The sequence below is a fragment of the Streptomyces sp. NPDC007901 genome, assembly GCF_042959465.1.
GTDB lineage: Bacteria > Actinomycetota > Actinomycetes > Streptomycetales > Streptomycetaceae > Streptomyces.
This window is the reverse complement of the sequence record NZ_JBIBKW010000006.1, coordinates 453,688-473,922: the sequence shown is the minus strand read 5'-3', so window position 1 is coordinate 473,922 and position 20,235 is coordinate 453,688. Positions and strand designations below refer to the sequence as shown.

Genomic DNA, 20,235 nt, shown 5'->3' with positions numbered 1-20,235 from the left:
GTCTCAGTCGCAGGCGAAGTCGCGCCGCTCCTTCGGCCAGGCCTCGACCCCGTGGGAGGTGCGGACGTACGCCGTGTCACCGTCGTCCGTCAGCCACAGCCGCCGGTCGCGGAACCGGTATCCGGTGTCGTGCGCGTCGGCGGGCATCGTCACGTCACCGTCGTAGCGGCCGTCGAGCAAGGAGTCGGCGGCGAGCACGCCGTGCGGATCGCGGACGTACGTCCGGTCGCCGAGGGTCAGGAAGACCGCGGACTGCCAGCCGCAGTGCTCCGGCCCGGAGGTACTGCTGATCGTCGTGACCGGCACCCGCCGGCCGTGCGCGTCCGTCCAGATCTCGGGCCACCCGGGTCCCGACGTGACGCTCGCCGGGAGTTCGGAGGGGTCGCAGGTGGCGTAGGTCTCCGGTCCCCAGCCCGGCCTGTCCTTCTGGCCTCTGGCGACCACGACGGCCACCTCGGTGCGGCCGCCGACGTCGTAGGAGTACAGGACGCGGTCGGCCTCCCGCCGCTCCACGCGGTAGCCGCCGCGCGGTACCTCGGGATCGAACATGTGGAAGAAGAGCCGGAGGCCGTCCTCCGGCGAGTCGCCGCCGTCGTCGCGGCTCCAGCCGTCGGGTCCGCCGCCCCAGTAGATCTCCCCGTCGCATTCCAGGGCCCGGCCCGCGGCTCCGGAGGCGGTGCGCATGGCCTGCGGGGTGTTCCCGTCGACCTCCTTCGTGGGGATGTCCAGCGACCCCCGGTACGGCGTCGCCGGCGGCGTCCCCTGCACCACGACGGCCGGCCGGCTCCCGCCGCCACAGGCCACCGCCGCGGCCGCCACCAGCACCGTCGCCGCCACCAGACCTCTGCGCATCCCCCACCCCTGTTCCTCGCCGTCCTGCCGCCCTTCGACGCCGGAGCGGGCCGGAACGTTCGCGCGGGTCCGCCGGGATCCATCGCTTGGCACGATCCTATCGAAGCTTGGCAATCGTGCCATTTCCAGGAGGGGCGCGCCGGGGCAGGCTGGGTGACCATGAGTGATGTGAACACCATGCGTGCGATGAGCCAGGACGTCCTCGGCGGCCCCGAGGTGCTGAAACTGGTCGAGACGGCGCGGCCGAGGCCGCGCCCCAACGAGGTGCTGGTCCGGGTGCGGGCGGCCGGTCTCAACCCGACCGACTGGAAGCACCGGGAACTCGGCGCCTTCCTGGGCGAGCCGCCCTTCGTCCTCGGCTGGGACGTCTCCGGCACGGTCGAGGAGACCGGTATCGGCGTCGCCGCATTCAAGCCCGGTGACGAGGTCTTCGGCATGGCGCCCTACCCGTTCGGGCACGGCACGCACGCCGAGTACGCGATCCTGCCCGCCCGGGCCCTGGTGCCCAAGCCGGACGTGATCGACCACGTCCAGGCGGGCGCGCTGCCGCTGGTGTCCCTGACGGCCTGGCAGGCGCTGGTGGAGTACGCCGACGTGCGGGCGGGGCAGCGGGTGCTGATCCACGCGGCGGCCGGCGGGGTCGGGCATGTGGCGGTGCAGATCGCCAAGGCACGCGGGGCGTATGTGATCGGCACGGCGAGCGCCGGCAAGCACGACTTCCTGCGGGAGATCGGCGTGGACGAGCCGGTCGACTACCGGTCGGTGGACGTCACCGAGGCGGTCCGGGACGTGGACGTGGTGCTCGACACCGTCGGCGGCGACACCGCGACGGCCTCGCTGCGGGTGCTGCGGCCCGGCGGGGTCCTGGTGTCGATCCTGCCGGTGGGCGCCCCGCAGCTGTACGAGGAGGCCGAGCGACTGGGCGTGCGGGCGGTGCGGATGCTGGTGGACGCCGACCGGGCCGGGATGCGGGCGGTCGCCTCCCTGGTCGAGGAGGGGAAGCTGCGGGCCACGGTCGCGGGGACCTTCCCGCTGGCCGATGCCGCCAAGGCGCACGAACTGGGCGGCACCGGCCGGACCACGGGCAAGCTGGTCCTGGTGGTGGACTGACGCGGTCGGGGCTCAGAAGGTGAGCACGGGTTTGATCGCCTTGCCCGTGCTCATGTCCCGCACGGCCCGGTCGATCTCGGCGAACGGGTAGGTGGTGATCAGCCGGTGCAGCGGCAGCCGGCCCTCGCGGACGAGGCGGACCAGGGCCGGGATGAAGGCCTGGGTCTCGCTGTCCCCGAGGGTCAGGCCGACGATCCGCTTGCCGCCCAGCAACCCGTTGACGTCCAGGGAGACTTCGGTGCCGAAGGGCGGGGCGCCGACGACGACCAGGGTGCCGCGGGCGGCGAGCGCGTCGACGCCCTGGCGCAGCACGGCGGGGCTGCCGGTCGTCTCCACGATTCCGTCGGCGCCGGCTCCGTCCGAGATCCGCCCGAGCGCCTCGGGGACGCTCTCCCGGGTCGCGTCGACGGTGTGCGTGGCACCCAACTCCCTTGCCAGTTCCAGGCGTTCGGCCACCCGGTCGACGGCGACGATCGTGGTGGCGGGGGTGAGCGCGGCCGCCATGACCGCCGACAGGCCGACCGCTCCGGCGCCCAGCACGACAACCGTGCTGCCGGTGGCCGGCTCCAGTACGTTCCACACGGCGCCGACCCCGGTCTGCACCCCGCAGCCGAGCGGGGCGATCGACTCCAGCGGGACGTCCGGGTCGACCTTGACCAGGCTGCGCTCGTCCACCAACGCCCGCTCGGCGAACGAGGACTGGCCGAAGAAGTGGCCGCCGAGCGGCTCGCCGCCGCGGCTGACGGTGTGGGTGCCGTCGGCGCGCCGGCCGCCGATCAGGTTGAGCGGCAGCCAGGTGGCGCAGTAGGCGGGGTGGCCGCCGTGGCAGTTGGGGCAGGCTCCGCAGGAGGTGAAGGACAGCACGACATGGTCGCCGGGGGCCACGCCGGTGACGGCGGAGCCGACGGCCTCGACGACCCCGGCGCCCTCGTGGCCGAGGACTCCGGGCAGTGGGAAGGGCAGCCCGCCGCTCGCCACACCGAGGTCGGTGTGGCACAGACCGGTGGCCACCATGCGGACCAGCGCCTCGTAGGGGCCCGGCTGGTCGAGTTCGACCTCGGCGAGGGTGAAGGGCGCGCCACCGGACTCGACGACGGCGGCTCGGGTGGTGAGGGACATCGTACGGACTCCTGGTCTGCGGGCTCAGTCGAGCGAGATGACGACGGACTTGACCTGGGTGTAGGCGGCGAGGGACTCGGGGCCGTACTCGCGGCCGAAGCCGGAGGCCTTGACGCCGCCGAAGGGGACGGCGGGGTCGAGCATCGCCCAGTCGTTGACCCAGACGATGCCGGCCTGGAGCCGGGCGGCGACCCGGTGCGCGCGGGCCAGGTTGCCGGTCTGGACGCCTGAGGCCAGGCCGTACGGCGTGGAGTTGGCGAGGGCGACGGCCTCGTCCTCGGAGTCGAAGGGCTGCACGGTGAGGACGGGGCCGAAGATCTCGTCCTGGATCACCCGGGAGTCGTTGGGCAGGTCGGCGACGACGGTCGGCTTGTAGTAGTAGCCGCCGTCCAGGTCGAGGCGTTCGCCGCCGCAGACGATGCGGGCGCCCTCCTTGCGGGCGAGTTCGACGTACTCCTCGACCTTGCGCAGGTGCTTCTCGCCCGCCATCGGGCCGACGACGGTGGCCGGGTCGCGCGGGTCGCCGACCGGGACGCCGGGGACGGCCTCGGCGAGGATGCCGAGCAGGGTGGCGTAGACCGGGCGGGCGACCAGGAGCCGGGGGCCGCCCATGCAGAACTGGCCGGTGTTGAAGACGAAGGCCTTGATCACCGCGCCGACGGCCTTCTCCAGGTCGGCGTCCTCGAAGACGAGGTGGGCCGCGTTGCCGCCGAGTTCCACGGTGACCGGCTTGAGCGCCTGACCCGCCGTGCTGGCGACGTGCCGGCCGATGGCGGTGGAGCCGGTGAAGGCGACCTTGTCGACGCCCGGGTGGCGCAGCAGGGCCTCGCCCGCGACCGGTCCGGCGCCGGTGACGACGTTGATCACCCCATCAGGGACACCCGCCTCCTGGAACAGCCGGGCCATGTAGAGGGCGCTGAGCGGGGTCTCGTCGGCGGGCTTGTGGACGACCGTGTTGCCGGCGGCGAGGGCCGGGCCGATCTTCGAACCGGCCAGGATGAGCGGGAAGTTGAACGGGGTGATGGCGGCGACCACGCCGAGGGGTTCGCGGCGGGTGTAGGCGAGGGCGTTGAGCTGGACGTCGCGGACGGCGCCGTCCAGTGCGTGGGCAAGGGCCGCGAAGTGCTCGTAGTCGTTGGCCGCGTTGGTGACGTCGACGGCTCCGGCGAGCGTGATCGGCTTGCCGACGTCGAGGCTCTCCAGCGCGGCGATCTCCTCGGCGTTCTCCCGGATCAGCTCGGCGATCCGGTGCAGCACCCGGCCGCGCTCCCGGCCGCTGAGCCCCGACCACTCCCCCGCGTCGAAGGCCTCGCGGGCGGCGCGCACGGCGGCGTCGACGTCGGCGGCGCCGGCCTCCGCGACGGTGGTGATCACCTGGCCGGTGGCCGGGTCGGTCACCTCCGTCCGGGCCCCGTCGGCGGCCTCCCGCCACTGCCCCGCGATGAACAGCTGCCCCGGTCCGGTCCCGAAGGTGGTCGTCATTGGCCCACTCCCAGCATTGATCGCCAAACCTTCAACAAACAGGTTTCCTGTTGGTGGGCAGTCTCACTACAGACAGGATTCCTGTCAATGGTCTAGGGTGCACGCATGGTCGGTACAAAGACAGGCCCCTCGCTGCTGTACATGGTCAAGCAGGTGGAGCTGGTGGTGCGCTCGCATCTCGACGAGCTGGTGAAGCCCGCCGGGATCACGGCGCTGCAGTACACGGCCCTGACCGTCCTGGAGCGCCACGACGGCCTGTCGGCCGCCCAGTTGGCGCGGGACTCCTTCGTGACCGCCCAGTCGATGGCCGACCTCGTACGGTCCCTGGAGAGCCGTGGACTGATCCGGCGGGAGCGCAATCCGCGCAACCGGCGCGAGCTGCTGATCCTGCTGACCGACTCCGCGCGCGAGCTGCTCGCCGGGGTGGCCGGGCCGGTGCGGGAGCTGGAGGAACGGATGGTGCGGGAGCTCACCGCGCACCAGGAGGAGCAGTTCCGCCAGGCGCTGAGCAAGGCCTGGCACGCCCTTTCGTAGCGGAGCGGTACCGCTCCCACGTGCCCGTTCGCCGACTGTCGCGCACGCCACAGAAAATGGCGCGCCGAAGCAGCAGACATATGTCAATCGAACATGCTCAAATTCCCTCCATCGAGGGTAACTTGCAGGGCGGGGAACGGAATTGAACCGGCAGGGGTGGGAGGTGATGCCGTCGTGCGCCAGGAATCCGGACAGGATCCCGCGTCGCTCACCCGGCACCTGCGCATCCGCCAGGACCGCGGACACACGGTGCTGGAGTTCCGCGGCGAGATCGACATCGCGGCGGCCACGGAGATGACGCCGTACCTGGACCGGGTGACCGCGCGGGACAGCTCCCTGGTGGTGATCGACCTGCGGCACATCGAGTTCTTCGACTGCTCCGGGCTGCGGCTGCTCTACCGGGCCCGCAGCCGGGTGCTGGAGCGCGACGGACGGCTCACGCTGGTGTGCACCCACCCGCTGACCCTGCGGGTGCTGAGGGTGACGGGACTGTCGCGGCTGCTGCCGCCGCTGGCGACGCTGGACGCGGCCCTGGACCAGCCGGAGGCCACGTCCGGCACCTTATGACGCTTCCCGCGGGCGCTGTCCCGCGGGCGCTACATGAGGATCTTCGTGACCTGACCGGCGCCGACCGTCCGCCCGCCCTCGCGGATGGCGAACTTCAGCCCCTCCTCCATCGCGATCGGCTGGATCAGCTCGATGTGCATGGTGGTGTTGTCGCCCGGCATCACCATCTCGGTGCCCGGGGGCAGAGTGACCACTCCGGTCACGTCGGTGGTACGGAAGTAGAACTGGGGACGGTAGTTCTGGAAGAACGGGGTGTGCCGACCGCCCTCGTCCTTGGAGAGGATGTACGCCCGCGCCTCGAACTCCGTGTGCGGGGTGACCGATCCGGGCCTGATGACGACCTGGCCGCGCTCCACGTCGTCCCGTTTGACCCCGCGCAGCAGCAGCCCGACGTTCTCCCCGGCCCGGCCCTCGTCCAGCAGCTTGCGGAACATCTCGACGCCGGTGACCGTGGTCCTGGTCCTCTGCGGGTGGATGCCGATGATCTCGACCTCGCTGTTGACCCGCAGCACGCCCCGCTCGATCCGGCCGGTGACGACCGTGCCCCGGCCGGTGATGGTGAAGACGTCCTCGATGGGCATCAGGAACGGCCGGTCCACGTCCCGCACCGGCTCGGGCACGAACTCGTCCACGGCGTCGAGGAGTTCGAGCAGTGCCGCGGTCCACTCGGGGTCGCCCGCCAGCGCCCGGAGTGCGGAGACCCTGACCACCGGGACGTCGTCGCCGGGGAACTCGTACTCGGTGAGCAGCTCGCGCACCTCCAGCTCCACCAGTTCCAGGATCTCCTCGTCGTCGACCATGTCGGTCTTGTTGAGCGCGACGACGATGTACGGCACGCCGACCTGGCGGGCCAGCAGCACATGTTCCTTGGTCTGCGGCATCGGCCCGTCGGTGGCCGCGACCACCAGGATCGCCCCGTCCATCTGGGCGGCCCCGGTGATCATGTTCTTGATGTAGTCGGCGTGGCCGGGACAGTCGACGTGCGCGTAGTGCCGGCGCTCGGTCTGGTACTCGACGTGCGCGATGGAGATGGTGATGCCGCGCTGCCGCTCCTCGGGCGCCTTGTCGATCTGGTCGAACGGGGTGAAGGGGTTGAGCTGCGGGAACTTGTCGTGCAGCACCTTGGTGATGGCTGCGGTGAGTGTCGTCTTGCCGTGGTCGATGTGCCCGATGGTGCCGATGTTCACATGCGGTTTGGTCCGCTCGAACCTGGCCTTCGCCACTGGGGGCCTCCCGTCCGCCTCGGTACCGCCGAGCGCGGTTCAGCGCGTCAACTCCTCCTTCCTGTCTAGAGGTTGCGCGGCTCGTCGAACAGGGCGCTCACGGACTCACCGTTGTGAATCCGGCGTACGGCCTCGGCCAGCGCCGGGGCGATGGAGAGGATCCGCAACTTGTCGGTGTGCTCCTCGGCGGGCACCGGCACGGTGTTGGTGCAGACGATCTCCAGCACGTCGGGCTGCTCGCTCAGCCGCTTCAGCGCCCCGGCCGCGAACAGCCCGTGGGTGCACGCCACCCGGATCGACCGCGGTCCGAACTCCCTGAGCCGGTCGAGGAGTTCGAGCACCGTGCTGCCCTTGGCGATCTCGTCGTCGAGCACGATGACGTCCCGGTCGGTGACATCGCCGATGACCGAGCTGATGGTGACCCGGTCGTCGGCGAACCGCTGCTTGGCGCCGGCCGCCACCTGGGCGCCGATCAGCCGGGCGAAGGCGGCGGCCTCCTTGGCGTTGCCTAGGTCGGGCGAGACGACGGTGGTGCGGGACAGGTCGTAGCGCCGGAAGTGCGCGGCCAGTTCCCGCAGCGCGTGCAGATGGTCGACCGGCACCGAGAAGAAGCCGTGCACCTGCGGGGCGTGCAGGGTCATGGCGAGCACCCGGCCCGCGCCCGCGGCCACCATCAGGTCGGCGACCAGCCGGCCGCCGAGCGAGATGCGGGGGGCGTCCTTCTTGTCGGAGCGGGCGTAGGAGTAGTGCGGCATGACGACCGTGATCCGGCCGGCCGAGGCACCCCGGGCCGCGTCGCACATCAGCAGCAGCTCCACCAGGTGCTCCTGCACCGGCCGGACCAGGGGCTGGATCAGGAAGACGTCCCGCTCCCGGCAGTTGGCCTGGAGCTGCACCTCCAGACAGTCGTTGGCGAACCTGCTGACCCGGGTCGGGCTGAGCGGCACCCCGAGGTGCGCGCAGACCTCCTCGGCCAGCTCGGGGTGGGCGCTGCCGCTGAAGACCGCGATGTCTCGCACGATCCGCTCCTCGCATGATCAATACGGGCTACGGGCTCATGCTACGGACCGTGGCGCTCTCACCACGGCACGGGTGTGCCGTCCCAGGAGAAGAACCCGCCGGTCGGCCCGTCGTCGGACAGCAGCGCCAGCCGTACGGCCCCGCGCGCGGCCTCGACCGGATCGCCGCCGCCGGTGATCCCGGGGACCAGGTCGGTGGCCCGTCGCCCGGGGGCGAGGGCGTTCACCTTGATCCCGTCCGCGGCCAGTTCCTGGGCGTAGAACACGGTCAGCGCGTTGAGTGCGGCCTTCGAGGAGCGGTAGGCGGCCGACCTGGGGCTGCCGTGCGCGAACTGCGGATTGGGGTGGGTGCTCCAGTCGAGGGACGCGGTGCCGCTGGAGACGTTCACGACCCGCGGACGGGCGGAGCGGCGCAGGGCGGGCAGGAAGGCGTTGGTGACCGCGACGACCCCGAAGACGTTCGTCTCGTACGTCCGCCGCAGGTCCTCGACGCCGGTTTCGGCGGGCGTGCCGGTCACCGGCTGGACGCCCGCGTTGTTGACCAGGACGTCCAGGCGTTCGATCCGCGCGGCGGCGCGTTCGACGCTGCCGGGATCCGTGACGTCGAGGACGAGGAGCCGGGCGTCCCCGCCCATCTCCAGGGCGGCCCGCTCGCCGCGCCCGGTGTCCCGGGAGCCGACGTGGACGGTCCAGCCCTCCTCGGCGAGGAGCCGGGCGACATGGAAGCCGATGCCCTTGTTGGCACCGGTGACGAGTGCTGTGCGATCGTTCATGACAGCCACGGTTCCCCGGTCGCGTCCGTCCTGCCAGGGACCGTCTGTACCAGGCGGACCGGGGAGGCGGCCGTATGGCCAGGCAGGAACTGGCCCGTTTCCTGCGGGAGCGCCGGGCGGCGCTGCGGCCGGCCGCGGTGGGGCTGTCGCCGGGCACCGTCCCGCGCCGTACGCCCGGCCTGCGGCGCGAGGAGGTCGCCGAGCTGGCCCATATGTCGGTCGACTACTACACCCGTCTGGAGCAGGCCCGCGGCCCCCGCCCCTCCCCACGCGTCCTGGACGCCCTGGCCGGCGCCCTGCGGCTGGCCCCCGCCGAGCGCAGCCACCTCTTCCGGCTGGCCGGCTCGGCGGCCCCGCCGCCCGGCACGTCGGCGCCCCGGCAGGTGCGCCCGCACGTGTCCCGGATGCTGGAGCGGCTCCCCGACACGGCGGCGATCGTCACCGACGCGGCCTACGGCCTGGTCGCCTGGAACCCACTCGCCCAGCTGCTGTTCGGCGGGGACCTGGGACGCGGCACGACCAGCCTGGCGCGGCGGCGCTTCCTGGGCCAGGGACGGATGTACGCCAGCTCCGGCGCCGAGGAGTTCGGACACCTGGTGGTGGCCCGGCTCCGGCGGGCCGCCGAACGCTATCCGCACGACACGCGACTCGCCGCCCTCCTGGACGAGTTGCGCACGGGAAGCGAGGAGTTCCGGCAGATCTGGGCGACCCATCCGGTACACGCGCCGGGGCACCGCGCCAAGGTCCTCGACCATCCTGAACTGGGGCGGCTGCGGCTGAACTGCGACGTCCTGCTGGTGCCGGAGGACGACCAGGAGGTCGTCCTCGTCACAGCGGACCCGGGCTCGCCGTCGGCCCGCCGGATCGCCGAACTTGCCGCGCGGGCCTAGCTGTTCGCCACTCTGTACCAGTACTGCGTCAGCTGTCTCAATCGGCCGACAACACGGTCTGACAAGGCTTCTGCCGGGCATTCGTCTCGGTGGAAAGGAGGACCGTCACATGGCGAGTTCCACGAAGGAGAGCAAGGCGAGCTCCACGAAGGAGACGCCCGTCAAGGCCCTGCCCCGGCGCATGCCCGGCTGGGCGAAACTGCTCACCGCGTTCGTGCTGGTGCTCGTGGTGCTGTTCGCCGGGATCAAACTGGCGGTGCTGCCGGGCATCAAGGACCTGTTCGGCACCGAGACCCGGGACAACACGGGTCCCGCGCTGCTCAAGTCCATCACGGACATGAGCCGTTACGACGCCGCGTCCGGCAACTTCCAGGTCGTCGTGGACCTGGAGAAGGACGCCAAGTACCTGCCCAGCGCGATCCGCGGCACCCGCACCCTGTACGTCGGGGCGGGCAATGTCGACGCCTATGTCGATCTCGGCAAGATCCACCGGAAGGACGTGACGGTCAACGGCGACCGGACCGAGGCGACGATCCGGCTGCCGCACGCGCAACTCGGCAAGGCCACCCTGGACCCCGACCACTCCTACGCCGTGTCCAAGGAGCGCGGTCTGCTGGACCGGCTGGGCGACCTGTTCTCCGACAACCCCAACAGCGAGCAGGCGGTGCAGAAGCTGGCCGTGAAGCACATCTCCACGGCGGCCAAGGACAGCGGGCTGACCACCCGGGCCGAGACCAACACCACCAACATGCTGGAGGGCCTGCTGCACTCCCTCGGGTTCACGGAGGTGCATGTGTCCTACGGCACCGTCTGACCGACGGGCGCCACGGGGGCCCGGCGGTGTGCTTCGGCCACCGCCGGGCGGGGCTGCATCGCCGGGCGTTTCCCGGGTAACTGGCTTACCACGCAATGAAGTTGAAGAGTGGAGGACCGACATGGCCAGCGCCGCCTCGCGCCCGCGCACCAGCAAGGGCGGGACCACCGAGGAGACGAAGAAGGGCGGGGGCACGGGAAGCAGGGCCGGGCTGTTCACCAGGGCAGGACGTATCGTCGGGGTCCGCCGTGCCGAGCCGGGCGCCGACCCGAAGAAGGGTACGGCCGCCAAACCGGCCGCCGCCGCCAAGAAGGGCAGGGTCGGCGGCACCGGCAAGGCGAGCGCCACCGGCAAGGCGGGCGGCACAGGAAAGGCCGGCACGGCCCGCAAGGGCGCCTCCGCCAAGGCCGGCGACAAGAGCGGCAAGGGCGCGAAGGCGGCCGCGGCCAGGTCCGCCGCGGAACGCCGTCCGCTGCCCCTCCCGCTGCGGCTGCTGGCCATGGCGTGCGCCTTCACCGCGATGGTGGCGTTCGCCGTCGTACTGGCCCAGCTGACCCTGGATCCGTCCCCGGCGTCGGTGTCGATCGCCCACACCAATCTGCATCCCGGCGCCACCCTCAGGATCTATCTGGACCAGCCCGCCTTCCGTGACGCCGTCAAACAGATCGGCGGGAACATCCTGCTCGGGGTCCCGTTCGGGATCCTGGTGCCGGTCCTGGCGCCCGGCGCCCGGGGCGTCCTGCGGGTGCTGGCGCTGACCGCGATCGTGATGCTGCTGGTGGAGCTGGCGCAGGGGGCGCTGGTCACCGGCCGGGCCTTCGATGTGGACGACGTCATCCTCAACACCGCGGGGGCGCTGGTCGGTTGGCTGCTGCTGGGCCGCCGCCTCGGCCGCGCGGTGCACGCGCGCACGCGCAAGGCGTAACCCCGGAGGGCACCCGCCCGAACGTCCGAGACTGGTCCGTACCAAAGTATTGACGCCCACTTATCTCACTCCTTAAATCAACAGGCGACGCCTTCACCCCCCACCCCGGCCGGCTGCCTCCCCGCGCCCGGCCGCCGTACGGAAGGAGGAGCCGTGGCCTCCCCACGCTTGCTCCGCAGATGCCTGTTCGCCGTCCTGTCCGCCGCACTGGTCGGTTCCTTCGCGGTCGGCCCGGCCCGCCAGGCACAGGCCGCCGACGCCGGCGCGGCCGCCGTCACCTTCTCCGACAACTTCGACGGGGCCGCCGGTTCGGCGGTCGACTCCTCGAAGTGGTCGATGGAGACCGGCGACAACGTCAACAACCACGAGCGGCAGTACTACACCTCGGGCACCAGCAACGCGGCCCTCGACGGCCAGGGCCACCTGGTCATCACGGCCAAGAAGGAGAATCCCGCCAACTACCAGTGTTGGTACGGCACTTGCCAGTACACCTCGGCCCGGATGAACACGTCCGGGAAGTTCAGCGCCCAGTACGGGCATGTCGAGGCCCGGATGAAGATCCCGCGCGGGCAGGGCATGTGGCCCGCGTTCTGGATGCTCGGCACCGACATCGGGTCGGTCGGCTGGCCGAACTCGGGCGAGATCGACGTGATGGAGAACGTCGGCTACGAGCCCTCGACCGTGCACGGCACCATCCACGGTCCCGGCTACTCCGGCTCCGCCGGCATAGGCGCGGCCTACTCGCTGCCGAACGGCCAGGCCTTCGCGGACGCCTTCCACACCTTCGCGGTGGACTGGGCACCCAACTCGATCAAGTGGTCGGTCGACGGCACCGTCTACCAGACCCGCACGCCCGCCGACGTGGGCGGCAACACCTGGGCGTTCAACAAGCCGTTCTTCCTGATCCTGAACCTGGCCGTCGGCGGCTACTGGCCGGGCGACCCGGACAGCTCCACCTCCTTCCCGCAGCAGCTGGTCGTGGACTCGGTGTCGGTGACCACGAGTGACACCGCGACCGGGGTCGCGATCAAGGGCCTGGCCGGCAAGTGCGTGGACGTGGCCGGGGCGAACTCCGCCAACGGCACGGCCGTACAGCTCTACGACTGCAACGGCACCGCCGCGCAGCAGTGGACGGTCGGCAGCGACGGGACCATCCGCGCGCTGGGCAAGTGCCTCGACGTCACCGGCGGCGGCACGGCGGACGGCACGACGGTCCAGCTCTACGACTGCAACGGCAGCGCCGCCCAGAAGTGGGCCGTGTCCTCGGCGCACGACATCGTGAACCCCCAGGCGAACAAGTGCCTGGACGCCACCGGCAACAACTCGGCCAACGGCACCCGGCTGCAGATCTGGACCTGCACGGGCGGCGCCAACCAGAAGTGGACCGTCGGCTGAGCGTCCGGCCCGTCGGCTAGCGGCGCGGTGGGCGGGGCGTCCAGGTGTACTTGTCCCCGCCCACCCAGCACACCACTCCCGGGTCGTCGAGGTCGTGGACCGTGATGCCGTAGGCCGCGGCGACCGACAGCACCTGGGTGATGTCCCTCGCCTCGGCGACCACCTCGCCGTCGATCTCCACGATGCGGAAGGGCGAGGAGCCCGGCTTGCCGGTCATGACCCCGAGCACCAGGATCCGCGGCTGGGAGATGTGGGGGCTCGCTATCTCGGTCATGCAATCGAGGGTAGATCTCCCCGGGCGGAAGTGGCCTGCCCGAGTCACCCTGACGGCGGGGTGGCCCTGCTGGTCACCGCTTCGGCGGCCGGAGATTTGCCCGGATGTTTGCGCGGGCTTGAGAAGGGAGAGGGCCACGGAGCGTCGACCGTCCCCCAGGGTGACGCGGATCACGAGTGGGCCTGGAACACCGCAGGGTGGTTGCCCGTTGAACCAGCCGTGGGTGCGGATGGGACAGTGTCCCCGGGCCTCACCTTTTGCCCACAGGGACGATCGTTCGGCTGAAGCCCTGTGGAGCCTTTCGCCGAGAGGCGACCGCCATCCGTGCCCACCACCTGGCCGCCCCGGCCGCGAATCCCCCGTCGCGGCCGGGGCTTTCTCCTGTTCAAGGCCGTTCAGGACCGACCGGAGCCGTTCGGCGCACCCGCGGGATTCTCCCCTTGACTTCGAGCGCGCTCCAATTCGTAGCGTTCCCTTCATGAACACCACGACTCCTCAGCACAAGATCGGTTCCGGCTTCGGCGCGGAGAGCACGGCCGCCGACGTCCTGGCGGGCCTCGACCTCGGCGGCCGGCTGGCCATCGTCACCGGGGGTTACTCCGGGCTCGGTCTGGAGACCACCAGGGCCCTGACCGAGGCGGGTGCCCACGTCGTCGTCCCCGCGCGGCGCGCCGAGGCCGCCCGGGAGGCGCTGACCGGCCTCGACCGGGTCGAGGTGGACGAGCTGGACCTCGGCGACCTGGACAGCGTGCGCGGCTTCGCCGAGCGGTTCCTGGCCTCCGGCCGGACCGTCGACTTCATGATCGACAGCGCGGGGATCATGGCCTGCCCCGAGACCCGGGTCGGACCAGGCTGGGAGGCCCAGTTCGCCACCAACCACCTCGGGCACTTCGCCCTCGTCAACCGGCTCTGGCCGGCCATCGAGCCGGGCGGCGCCCGGGTCGTGTCGGTCTCGTCCCGCGCCCACCACTTCTCCGGCATGCGCTGGGACGACGTCCAGTGGACGCACGGCTACGACAAGTGGGAGGCGTACGGCCAGGCCAAGACCGCGAACGTGCTGTTCGCCGTACACCTGGACCGGCTCGGCCGGGACGCCGGCGTGCGGGCATTCGCCCTGCACCCGGGCGGCATCATGACCCCGCTGCAGCGCCACATCCCCCGTGAGGAGATGATCGAGCGCGGCTGGATCGACGAGCAGGGCACCGTGCTGAACCCGCAGGGCTTCAAGACGCCCGAGCAGGGTGCGGCCACCCAGACCTGGGCCGCCACCTCCCCGCAGCTGGCGGACATGGGCGGGGTGTACCTGGAGGACTGCGACATGGCCGAACCCGCCGTCGCGGGCGGGACGACCGGCGTGCAGGCCTGGGCGATCGACCGCGAGCAGGCCGCCCGGCTCTGGGACCTCTCGGCCGAGCTGACGGGCGTGAACGCGTTCGCCTGATCCCCGAGGCGCCCAGGCCACCGGGACGCTCAGGCGGCCGCGCGCCGCGCCACCCGCCCCGCGTCGATGAACTCCCCCAGATCGGCGGTCAGTTGCCGAGCCAGCCGGATCAGTCCGACGGCTCGTCCGGCAGCGGGTCACCGGGCTGCACCGCCCCCGAGCTCGGTGCACCCCGAGGTCCGGTCCCGGCCTCGTCGGTGTCGGGCAGCAGGCCGGCGTCGTCGCGGCCGTCCGGGTGACGGCCCTCGGCCGCTTCCCACGGATCCCGGCCGTCGGTCCCGGCCTGCTGGTCCTGCATGTCCCGGGGTACGGGCCGCTCGCCCCGTCGGTCGCCCACGGCGTACTCCCCTCGTGTCGGTCCGAGCGGTGGGCGAGTACCTCGCCGGGGAGTCCTCAAACGGAGGGGGCCGCTCAGCGCGGGGACCGCTCCTCCAGCGCCGTCCGCCAGGCCGGCAGCCGGTCCTCGGTCACCGGTTTTGCACGGCGGCCGCCGCGGCCGAAGAAGTCGGCGAGGGGAAGGATCGCGGCACCCACGGTGACCGCGTCCGGGCCGAGCCGGCCCAGGTCGATGGTGACCTGCTCGGCGGGGTGGCGCAGCGCGTAGGTGGTCGCGTAGCGGCGTACGGCGGGCAGGAAGCGGGCGCCCAGCTGGAGGCCGGCCCAGCCGCCGATCAGGATCCGCTCGGGCTGGAAGAGGTTGATCAGGTCGGAGAGCCCGGCGCCCAGGTACTCGGCGGTCTCCTCCAGGACGGCGAGCGCGACCGGGTCGGGCTCGGTGCCCTCGGGCGGGTAGGCGGCGGCGAGCATCGCGGTGAGCGCGGACTCCTCGTCGAGGCCCTCGGCCGGCCGGCCGCCCTCCTCGCGCCAGCGGGCGAGCAGCGACTCGGCACCGGCGTACGCCTCCAGGCAGCCGAGCGCGCCGCAGCGGCAGCGGCGGCCCCGCACCCGTACGGTCAGGTGCCCCCATTCGACGGCCCGGCCGTGCTCCACCTCGGCGGTGACCAGACAGGCCCCGACGCCGGAGCCGAACAGCACCACGACCGCGTTGTCCGCGCCGCGTCCCGCGCCGAACCACATCTCGGCCTGGCCCAGGGTCTTGGCGCCGTTGTCGATGAAGTACGGCACGGAGTCCCGGAGTTGGCAGCCGGTGCGGAGCAGTTCCTCCAGCGGGACGGCGTCCCAGCCGATGGTCTGGCCGTGCACCACCGCGCCCCGGTCGACGGTGTGCTCGACGATGCCGGGGACGCCGACACCGACCCCGAGCAGCAGTTCGGGTGAGGCGCCCTCGGTGGCGAGGACCTCGTCGATGCCGTCCCGGATGTGGCCGACGATCACCTCGACGTCGTAGCCCTGCTGTTCCAGGGGGCGCTCGACGCGGGCGAGTTCGGTGAGGTTGAGGTCGAAGAGCTCGACGCGGACGCGGGTCTCGCCGACGTCCACGCCGATCATGTGGCCGCTGTGCGGGGCGACGCGCAGCAGGGTACGGGGGCGGCCGCCGTCGGAGTCGACGCTGCCGGCCTCCTCGACGAGGCCGTCGGCGACCAGGTCGGCGACCACGTTGCTCACCGAGCCGGAGCTCAGGCCCGTCGCCGGGCCCAGTTCGAAGCGGCTGAGGGGGCCGTCGAAGTAGAGCCGCTGCAGCACGGCCGTGCGGTTGGCCCTCCTGAGGTCGCGTACCGTGCGCCCGTTCCGCCCCGTCATGTGGCTCCCTTCACGAACCCTTCCCGACCTGCAACATACTCCTTCGGGCAGCGGGAAGCGATATTTCCCCAACCCTTAGTTCACGTTGTGAGTGAAGGGGTTCGGGGAGCGGCGTGCGCCGTGGGGGCGCGGGTTGTGCGCGGGCCACCGGCCGGTGGGGGCTTGTCGCGCAGTTCCCCGCGCCCCTGAAGGGGCGCGCTCCACACCAGGGTGTCGATCAGTTCGCCGCGTACACATCCTCCACGTAACGGCCGTCCGCCACTAGGGAGTTCAGCCATTCATCCGCGTTCCCGCCGGGATTGCGGTCCCGGAACATCGTACGGAACGCCTCGCGCACCCCCGGTGCCATCCTGCTGCCGTCTCCGCAGACGTACATCTTCGCGCCAGCCGCCGGCAGAGCCCAGACCTCGTCGGACTCGGCCGCGATGCGGTGCTGGCCGATGGTGTCGAGCGTCATCCGGGTCATGTCGTCCGGGACGTCGACCGGGCGTCCGTCGCGGGCGGCCCGGTCCCAGGAGTCGATCAGCCGGCGGGCGACCTTGAGCATCACCGGGTGGTAGGTGCGCATCGAGCCGAGCGCGAAGGCGGGCATGAGGATGTCGTGCGCCTTGGCCCAGTCGGGTTCGTCGTTGTAGGCGGTGAACAGTCCGTCGGCGGCGAAGGCGCGGACGTTCTCCAGGGCGGGTCCGACGTGCTTGGCGAACCGCTGCTCGTCGGCGAGGTCGGCGACCAGGTCTGCGTCGGCGACGAACAGGGTGTCCCGTCCGTGCAGCGGTCGTACCAGGACCGGTCCGTGCTCCCGCATCAGGTCCATGACCTGCTGGATCGGGGTGCGGCCGGGGCCGGTGGCGGTGCTGTCGACGACGGGGACGCCGGGCAGGGCGGGTGCGGTGACGGGGTACGGCGCGGTGGGGGGCATGGCGCGGCAACTGCCTTTCGCGGTACGGAAGTCCTGCGTTCCAGCGTGGTCCTCGGGGGGTGCGGCCCGGTGCGCCCGCACTACACGATCGTGCAGTCGAAAGTCTCCGCCGGGTCTTGCGCCGGACCGGTGGAGTTGCCTCTGACCTGGTGGCTCGCCTTGGATGAGGGTGAAGGGAGCTGAGGTGGACATGGCGGCGGGCGGGCTCGACGGGGTGGTGTGGCGCAACCGTGCCCTGACGCTGTTCGACCGGGTGGCGGTGCCGGTCGCGGTGTGCGACGTGTACGGCATGGTGGTGCTCGCCAACCCCGCGATGGCCGCCGAGTGCGGGACGCCGCCGGGCCGGCTGTGCGGCCGGGACGTGCTGGAGTTGTTCCGTCCGCGGGAGGAGGCCCAGGTGGAGCGGATCGCCGAGGCGCTGCGGCTGCGGCACCGCTCGCGCTCCCAGGTGTCGGTGCGGTGGCGGGCGCCCGGCGGGGCCGAGCGGTACGGGGAGCTGACGGCGGACCCGGTGAGTGAGGCCGTGGGCGAGACGCCGTCGCTGCTGGTGATGTTGCGGGTGGCGGGCGAGCGCGAGGCGCCCGAGGCGGAGCCCGCCCGGGTCACCCCGGTCGAGGGGCGGGTGCTGGCGCTGCTGGCCGGGGGTGCCACCACGGCGCAGGCCGCCCGTGAGCTGGGTCTGACCGCAGACGGCGTGACCTACCGTCTGCGTCGGCTGTCGGCCCGCTGGGACGCGGCGAACCGCACCGAACTGGTCGCCCGCGCCTACGCCTTGGGCGTGCTCAAGCCGGGTGTCTGGCCGCCGGTCCCCACGGAGTAGGCGGTGCCGGCGCCTATCGGGGCGCCGAAGCGGGCGAGGGTGTGCCAGACCATCTTGAGGTCCTGGATCGCGTACCGGCCGGTGCGGGCCGCGTCGCCGATGATCCGGGGGTCGATCACGCCCTTCTCGGCGATCAGGGCGCCGAGTTCGGCGTACTCGGGGCCCCGATAGTGGGCGTGCCGGCGCAGTTCGGCGACGGTGAGCCGGTAGCCGGGGTGCCATTCCACCGGGAAGGGCAGCCGGCGGGCCGCGGTCGCCACCGGGGTGGAGCGGTATCCGGCGTCCAGGACGAGGGCCTCCACGTCCCGGTCGAGCCGGACCCCGCCGTGCACCTGGGTCTCGATGTAGTCGTTCAGGGCGTCCTGCTCGTCGGCCTCGGCCAGGGCGAGCAGATGCGTTCCGGCGGCGACGCCGAAGTCCGTCGGCTCGGCCGCGCTGTCGGGGTAGCAGAAGGTGGCCCGGTCCAGTGCGGGGCCGGCCAGCCGGAGGTGCGAGGAGCCGAACCGCGGGGCGGCGCCGACCACTTGGCGGCGGAAGTTCAGCGCGCCGTACACCGGTCGCTCGGCGGGGCGGGCGTCGTCGTAGGTCCCGCCGAAGATGCGGCTCTCCCAGCGCCAGCGGTCGCCGCCGGGGTGGGCGGTGAGCCCGCCGTTGCTGGTGCCGGTGACGAACTGCGAGTGGTAGACGCCGTCCCGGGCCAGTGCCCGCAGGATCGGCAGGCCGGCCGAGAGCCGGTCGGGGTGGAAGTTCAGGGTGATCCTCAGACCGGGGTCGAGGGCCGGTCCCGAGGACAGCGCCGCCACATGGCGCAGCGCCGCCGCGACCCGTGCCGTCCCGGTGTCCGGGTGTCCCATCGGCTCCTCCCCCTGCGGCCGGTCCACTGTCCGCCGACCCTAACCGATCACGGCCGGCCCGTTCGCGGCCTTTTCGCCGCCGGGCCGGCCGGTCAGGACAGGAGCGGGCGGGCTGGCTGGCTGGCTGGCTGGCTGGCTGGCTGGCTGCGGAAACCGTCCGTAATCACCTCTGGTCGTCCGGGCACTAGCGCGCGTGAGTGATCTGTGGACAATACGTTCGACGTGACACGCGAGTGGGAACAGGCCAAGGGATGCAAGACGTATGGAAGTGGGCCGAGGGGCTGCGCCGACTGCTGCGGCGCCACAGGGACCCGGTGGTCGTCCAGACGCTGCGGTCGGCCACCGCGGCCACGATCGCCTATGTCGTCGCGCTCCATCTGAGTCCGGAACCGGCCCCGCTCACCGCTCCGCTGACCGCGCTGCTGGTGGTGCAGGTGACCCTGTACGCCACGCTGACCAACGGCTTCCGCCGGGTCAACTCGGTGGTGGCCGGTGTGCTGGTCGCCATCGCGTTCAGCCAGCTGGTGGGGCTGACCTGGTGGAGCCTGGCGCTGCTGATCGTGGCCTCGCTGGCGGTGGGGCATCTGGTCCGCGTCGACGAGTACATTCCCGAGGTGGCGATCAGCGCCATGCTGGTGCTCGGGGTCACCACGATCAGCAGTACGGCGTGGGCGCGGATCGTGGAGACCCTGATCGGCGCGGTCGTCGGGATGGGCTGCAACCTGCTGCTCCCGCCGCCGGTGTGGGTGGACGAGGCCGGGGAGTCGATCGAGGGCCTGGCGCGCCGGCTGCGGCAGTTGATGCTGCGGATGGGCGAGGAGGCGGCGGGGCTCACGCCGTGGCAGCGGGCGGCCGAGCGGCTGCACGAGGCCCGCCGTCTGGACCACGCCATCGTGGAGGTGGACGCGGCGCTGCGGCAGGCCGAGGACAGCCTGCGGCTCAATCCGCGGGTCAGGGAGGGCCTGCTGCACCGGGTGGTGCTGCGCACCGGCCTGGACACGCTGGAGATCTGCACGGTCGTACTGCGGGTGCTGGCCCGCACCTTCACCGACCTGGCCAAGGCCCGCGAACCCGAACCCCTGTTCGCCTCGGACGCGGGTGCGGCCGTGGAACGGCTGCTGTCCCAGATCGCCGACGCCGTGGTCAGCTTCGCGGTGCTGGTGACCACCAGCATCAGCGAGAGCGCCGAGTCGGCCGAGGCCCGGCTCACCGCCGAGCTGCACAGCGCCGCCGGCACCCGCGACAAGCTCGCCGAGCTGCTCCGGGACGACGTCCGCAGGGACGACCGGAACTGGCAGCTGCTCGGCGCCGTACTGACCGAGGTCAACCGGCTGCTGGACGAGCTGGACACCGAGCACCGGACCCGCCGGCTGCTGGAGGAGCTGGACCGGGTCTCCGCCGAGCAGCGCGCCAAGCGCCCGCCGTGGCTGACCTGGCTGCGGGAGCGGGTGGGCGTAGCGGAGCGGCTGCGGCGGAACCGGGGCGGCGGCCCGGGGCGTTCTCTGTGAAGGACGAAGGGGGCA

20 protein-coding genes and 1 pseudogene are annotated in these 20,235 nt (G+C 72.0%); 10 read left to right on the top strand and 11 right to left on the bottom strand.

Annotation, left to right across the window (positions count from 1 at the left end):
* Positions 1–3: 3 nt before the first annotated feature.
* A complete protein-coding gene (locus tag ACFZDK_RS22565; protein ID WP_390975057.1) occupies positions 4–852 on the bottom strand; it encodes a hypothetical protein in 849 nt (282 codons plus the stop codon).
* A 159-nt stretch (positions 853–1,011) separates the two neighbouring features.
* Between ACFZDK_RS22565 and ACFZDK_RS22560 the strand changes: the two genes are divergently transcribed.
* Positions 1,012–1,962, top strand: coding sequence for a zinc-binding dehydrogenase (locus tag ACFZDK_RS22560; RefSeq protein ID WP_390974913.1), 951 nt, complete (start codon positions 1,012–1,014; stop codon positions 1,960–1,962).
* 12 nt (positions 1,963–1,974) lie between these two features.
* Here the strand turns inward: ACFZDK_RS22560 and ACFZDK_RS22555 are convergent, their stop codons facing one another.
* Positions 1,975–3,081 (bottom strand): zinc-binding dehydrogenase, encoded by a 1,107-nt coding sequence (locus tag ACFZDK_RS22555; protein ID WP_390974910.1) that lies wholly within the window; start codon positions 3,079–3,081, stop codon positions 1,975–1,977.
* A gap of 24 nt (positions 3,082–3,105) precedes the next feature.
* Positions 3,106–4,563 (bottom strand): aldehyde dehydrogenase family protein, encoded by a 1,458-nt coding sequence (locus ACFZDK_RS22550; RefSeq protein WP_390974908.1) that lies wholly within the window; start codon positions 4,561–4,563, stop codon positions 3,106–3,108.
* Between the two features lie 105 nt (positions 4,564–4,668).
* On the opposite strand from ACFZDK_RS22550, the gene ACFZDK_RS22545 reads away from it, so the two are divergent.
* Complete coding sequence (locus tag ACFZDK_RS22545; protein ID WP_355709336.1) at positions 4,669–5,097, top strand: MarR family transcriptional regulator; 429 nt, start codon at positions 4,669–4,671, stop codon at positions 5,095–5,097.
* Positions 5,098–5,271: 174 nt separating this feature from the next.
* Positions 5,272–5,664 carry an anti-sigma factor antagonist gene (locus ACFZDK_RS22540; protein WP_390974905.1) on the top strand — a complete coding sequence of 131 codons (393 nt, stop codon included), beginning with the start codon at positions 5,272–5,274 and terminating at the stop codon, positions 5,662–5,664.
* A gap of 29 nt (positions 5,665–5,693) precedes the next feature.
* Here ACFZDK_RS22540 and tuf read toward each other — a convergent pair whose 3' ends face one another.
* From tuf to ACFZDK_RS22525, 3 genes are all read right to left on the bottom strand, one after another.
* Positions 5,694–6,887, bottom strand: coding sequence for an elongation factor Tu (gene tuf / locus ACFZDK_RS22535; protein ID WP_390974903.1), 1,194 nt, complete (start codon positions 6,885–6,887; stop codon positions 5,694–5,696).
* A 65-nt stretch (positions 6,888–6,952) separates the two neighbouring features.
* The gene (locus tag ACFZDK_RS22530; protein ID WP_390974901.1) at positions 6,953–7,906 is read right to left on the bottom strand and encodes a ribose-phosphate diphosphokinase; all 954 of its coding nucleotides are present in this window, start codon (positions 7,904–7,906) and stop codon (positions 6,953–6,955) included.
* 59 nt (positions 7,907–7,965) lie between these two features.
* Positions 7,966–8,679, bottom strand: a complete 714-nt coding sequence (locus ACFZDK_RS22525) for an SDR family NAD(P)-dependent oxidoreductase (protein ID WP_390974899.1) — start codon at positions 8,677–8,679, stop codon at positions 7,966–7,968.
* A gap of 74 nt (positions 8,680–8,753) precedes the next feature.
* Between ACFZDK_RS22525 and ACFZDK_RS22520 the strand changes: the two genes are divergently transcribed.
* The 4 genes from ACFZDK_RS22520 (at position 8,754) to ACFZDK_RS22505 (ending at position 12,703) form a co-directional block, all read left to right on the top strand.
* Positions 8,754–9,569: a helix-turn-helix domain-containing protein gene (locus tag ACFZDK_RS22520; RefSeq protein WP_390974897.1), complete on the top strand. Its 816-nt coding sequence runs from the start codon at positions 8,754–8,756 to the stop codon at positions 9,567–9,569.
* 181 nt (positions 9,570–9,750) lie between these two features.
* Positions 9,751–10,383 carry a DUF4230 domain-containing protein gene (locus ACFZDK_RS22515; protein ID WP_390975055.1) on the top strand — a complete coding sequence of 211 codons (633 nt, stop codon included), beginning with the start codon at positions 9,751–9,753 and terminating at the stop codon, positions 10,381–10,383.
* A 472-nt stretch (positions 10,384–10,855) separates the two neighbouring features.
* Complete coding sequence (locus ACFZDK_RS22510) at positions 10,856–11,308, top strand: VanZ family protein (RefSeq protein ID WP_390975053.1); 453 nt, start codon at positions 10,856–10,858, stop codon at positions 11,306–11,308.
* A gap of 153 nt (positions 11,309–11,461) precedes the next feature.
* Positions 11,462–12,703: a ricin-type beta-trefoil lectin domain protein gene (locus ACFZDK_RS22505; protein WP_390974895.1), complete on the top strand. Its 1,242-nt coding sequence runs from the start codon at positions 11,462–11,464 to the stop codon at positions 12,701–12,703.
* A 16-nt stretch (positions 12,704–12,719) separates the two neighbouring features.
* On the opposite strand, the gene ACFZDK_RS22500 is transcribed toward ACFZDK_RS22505, so the two are convergent.
* Positions 12,720–12,977, bottom strand: a complete 258-nt coding sequence (locus tag ACFZDK_RS22500) for a hypothetical protein (protein ID WP_365694945.1) — start codon at positions 12,975–12,977, stop codon at positions 12,720–12,722.
* Positions 12,978–13,455: 478 nt separating this feature from the next.
* Between ACFZDK_RS22500 and ACFZDK_RS22495 the strand changes: the two genes are divergently transcribed.
* On the top strand, positions 13,456–14,418 hold the full coding sequence (locus tag ACFZDK_RS22495; RefSeq protein WP_390974893.1) for an oxidoreductase: 963 nt from the start codon (positions 13,456–13,458) through the stop codon (positions 14,416–14,418).
* Between the two features lie 109 nt (positions 14,419–14,527).
* Here ACFZDK_RS22495 and ACFZDK_RS22490 read toward each other — a convergent pair whose 3' ends face one another.
* The 3 genes and pseudogenes from ACFZDK_RS22490 to ACFZDK_RS22480 all read right to left on the bottom strand — a co-directional run.
* Positions 14,528–14,755: a hypothetical protein gene (locus ACFZDK_RS22490; protein WP_390974891.1), complete on the bottom strand. Its 228-nt coding sequence runs from the start codon at positions 14,753–14,755 to the stop codon at positions 14,528–14,530.
* Positions 14,756–14,829: 74 nt separating this feature from the next.
* Positions 14,830–16,119 carry an ROK family protein gene (locus ACFZDK_RS22485; protein ID WP_390974888.1) on the bottom strand — a complete coding sequence of 430 codons (1,290 nt, stop codon included), beginning with the start codon at positions 16,117–16,119 and terminating at the stop codon, positions 14,830–14,832.
* A gap of 436 nt (positions 16,120–16,555) precedes the next feature.
* A pseudogene (locus ACFZDK_RS22480) lies at positions 16,556–17,038 on the bottom strand (cytochrome P450); the annotation flags it as partial.
* A gap of 190 nt (positions 17,039–17,228) precedes the next feature.
* Here ACFZDK_RS22480 and ACFZDK_RS22475 point away from each other — a divergent pair.
* Positions 17,229–17,858: a PAS domain-containing protein gene (locus tag ACFZDK_RS22475; RefSeq protein WP_390975051.1), complete on the top strand. Its 630-nt coding sequence runs from the start codon at positions 17,229–17,231 to the stop codon at positions 17,856–17,858.
* On the opposite strand, the gene ACFZDK_RS22470 is transcribed toward ACFZDK_RS22475, so the two are convergent.
* The gene (locus ACFZDK_RS22470) at positions 17,804–18,712 is read right to left on the bottom strand and encodes a DUF3626 domain-containing protein (protein ID WP_390974887.1); all 909 of its coding nucleotides are present in this window, start codon (positions 18,710–18,712) and stop codon (positions 17,804–17,806) included. The two genes, ACFZDK_RS22475 and ACFZDK_RS22470, sit on opposite strands and share 55 nt — an antisense overlap.
* A gap of 251 nt (positions 18,713–18,963) precedes the next feature.
* Here ACFZDK_RS22470 and ACFZDK_RS22465 point away from each other — a divergent pair, with 251 nt between their 5' ends.
* A complete protein-coding gene (locus ACFZDK_RS22465; protein WP_390974885.1) occupies positions 18,964–20,220 on the top strand; it encodes an FUSC family protein in 1,257 nt (418 codons plus the stop codon).
* Positions 20,221–20,235: the final 15 nt, after the last annotated feature.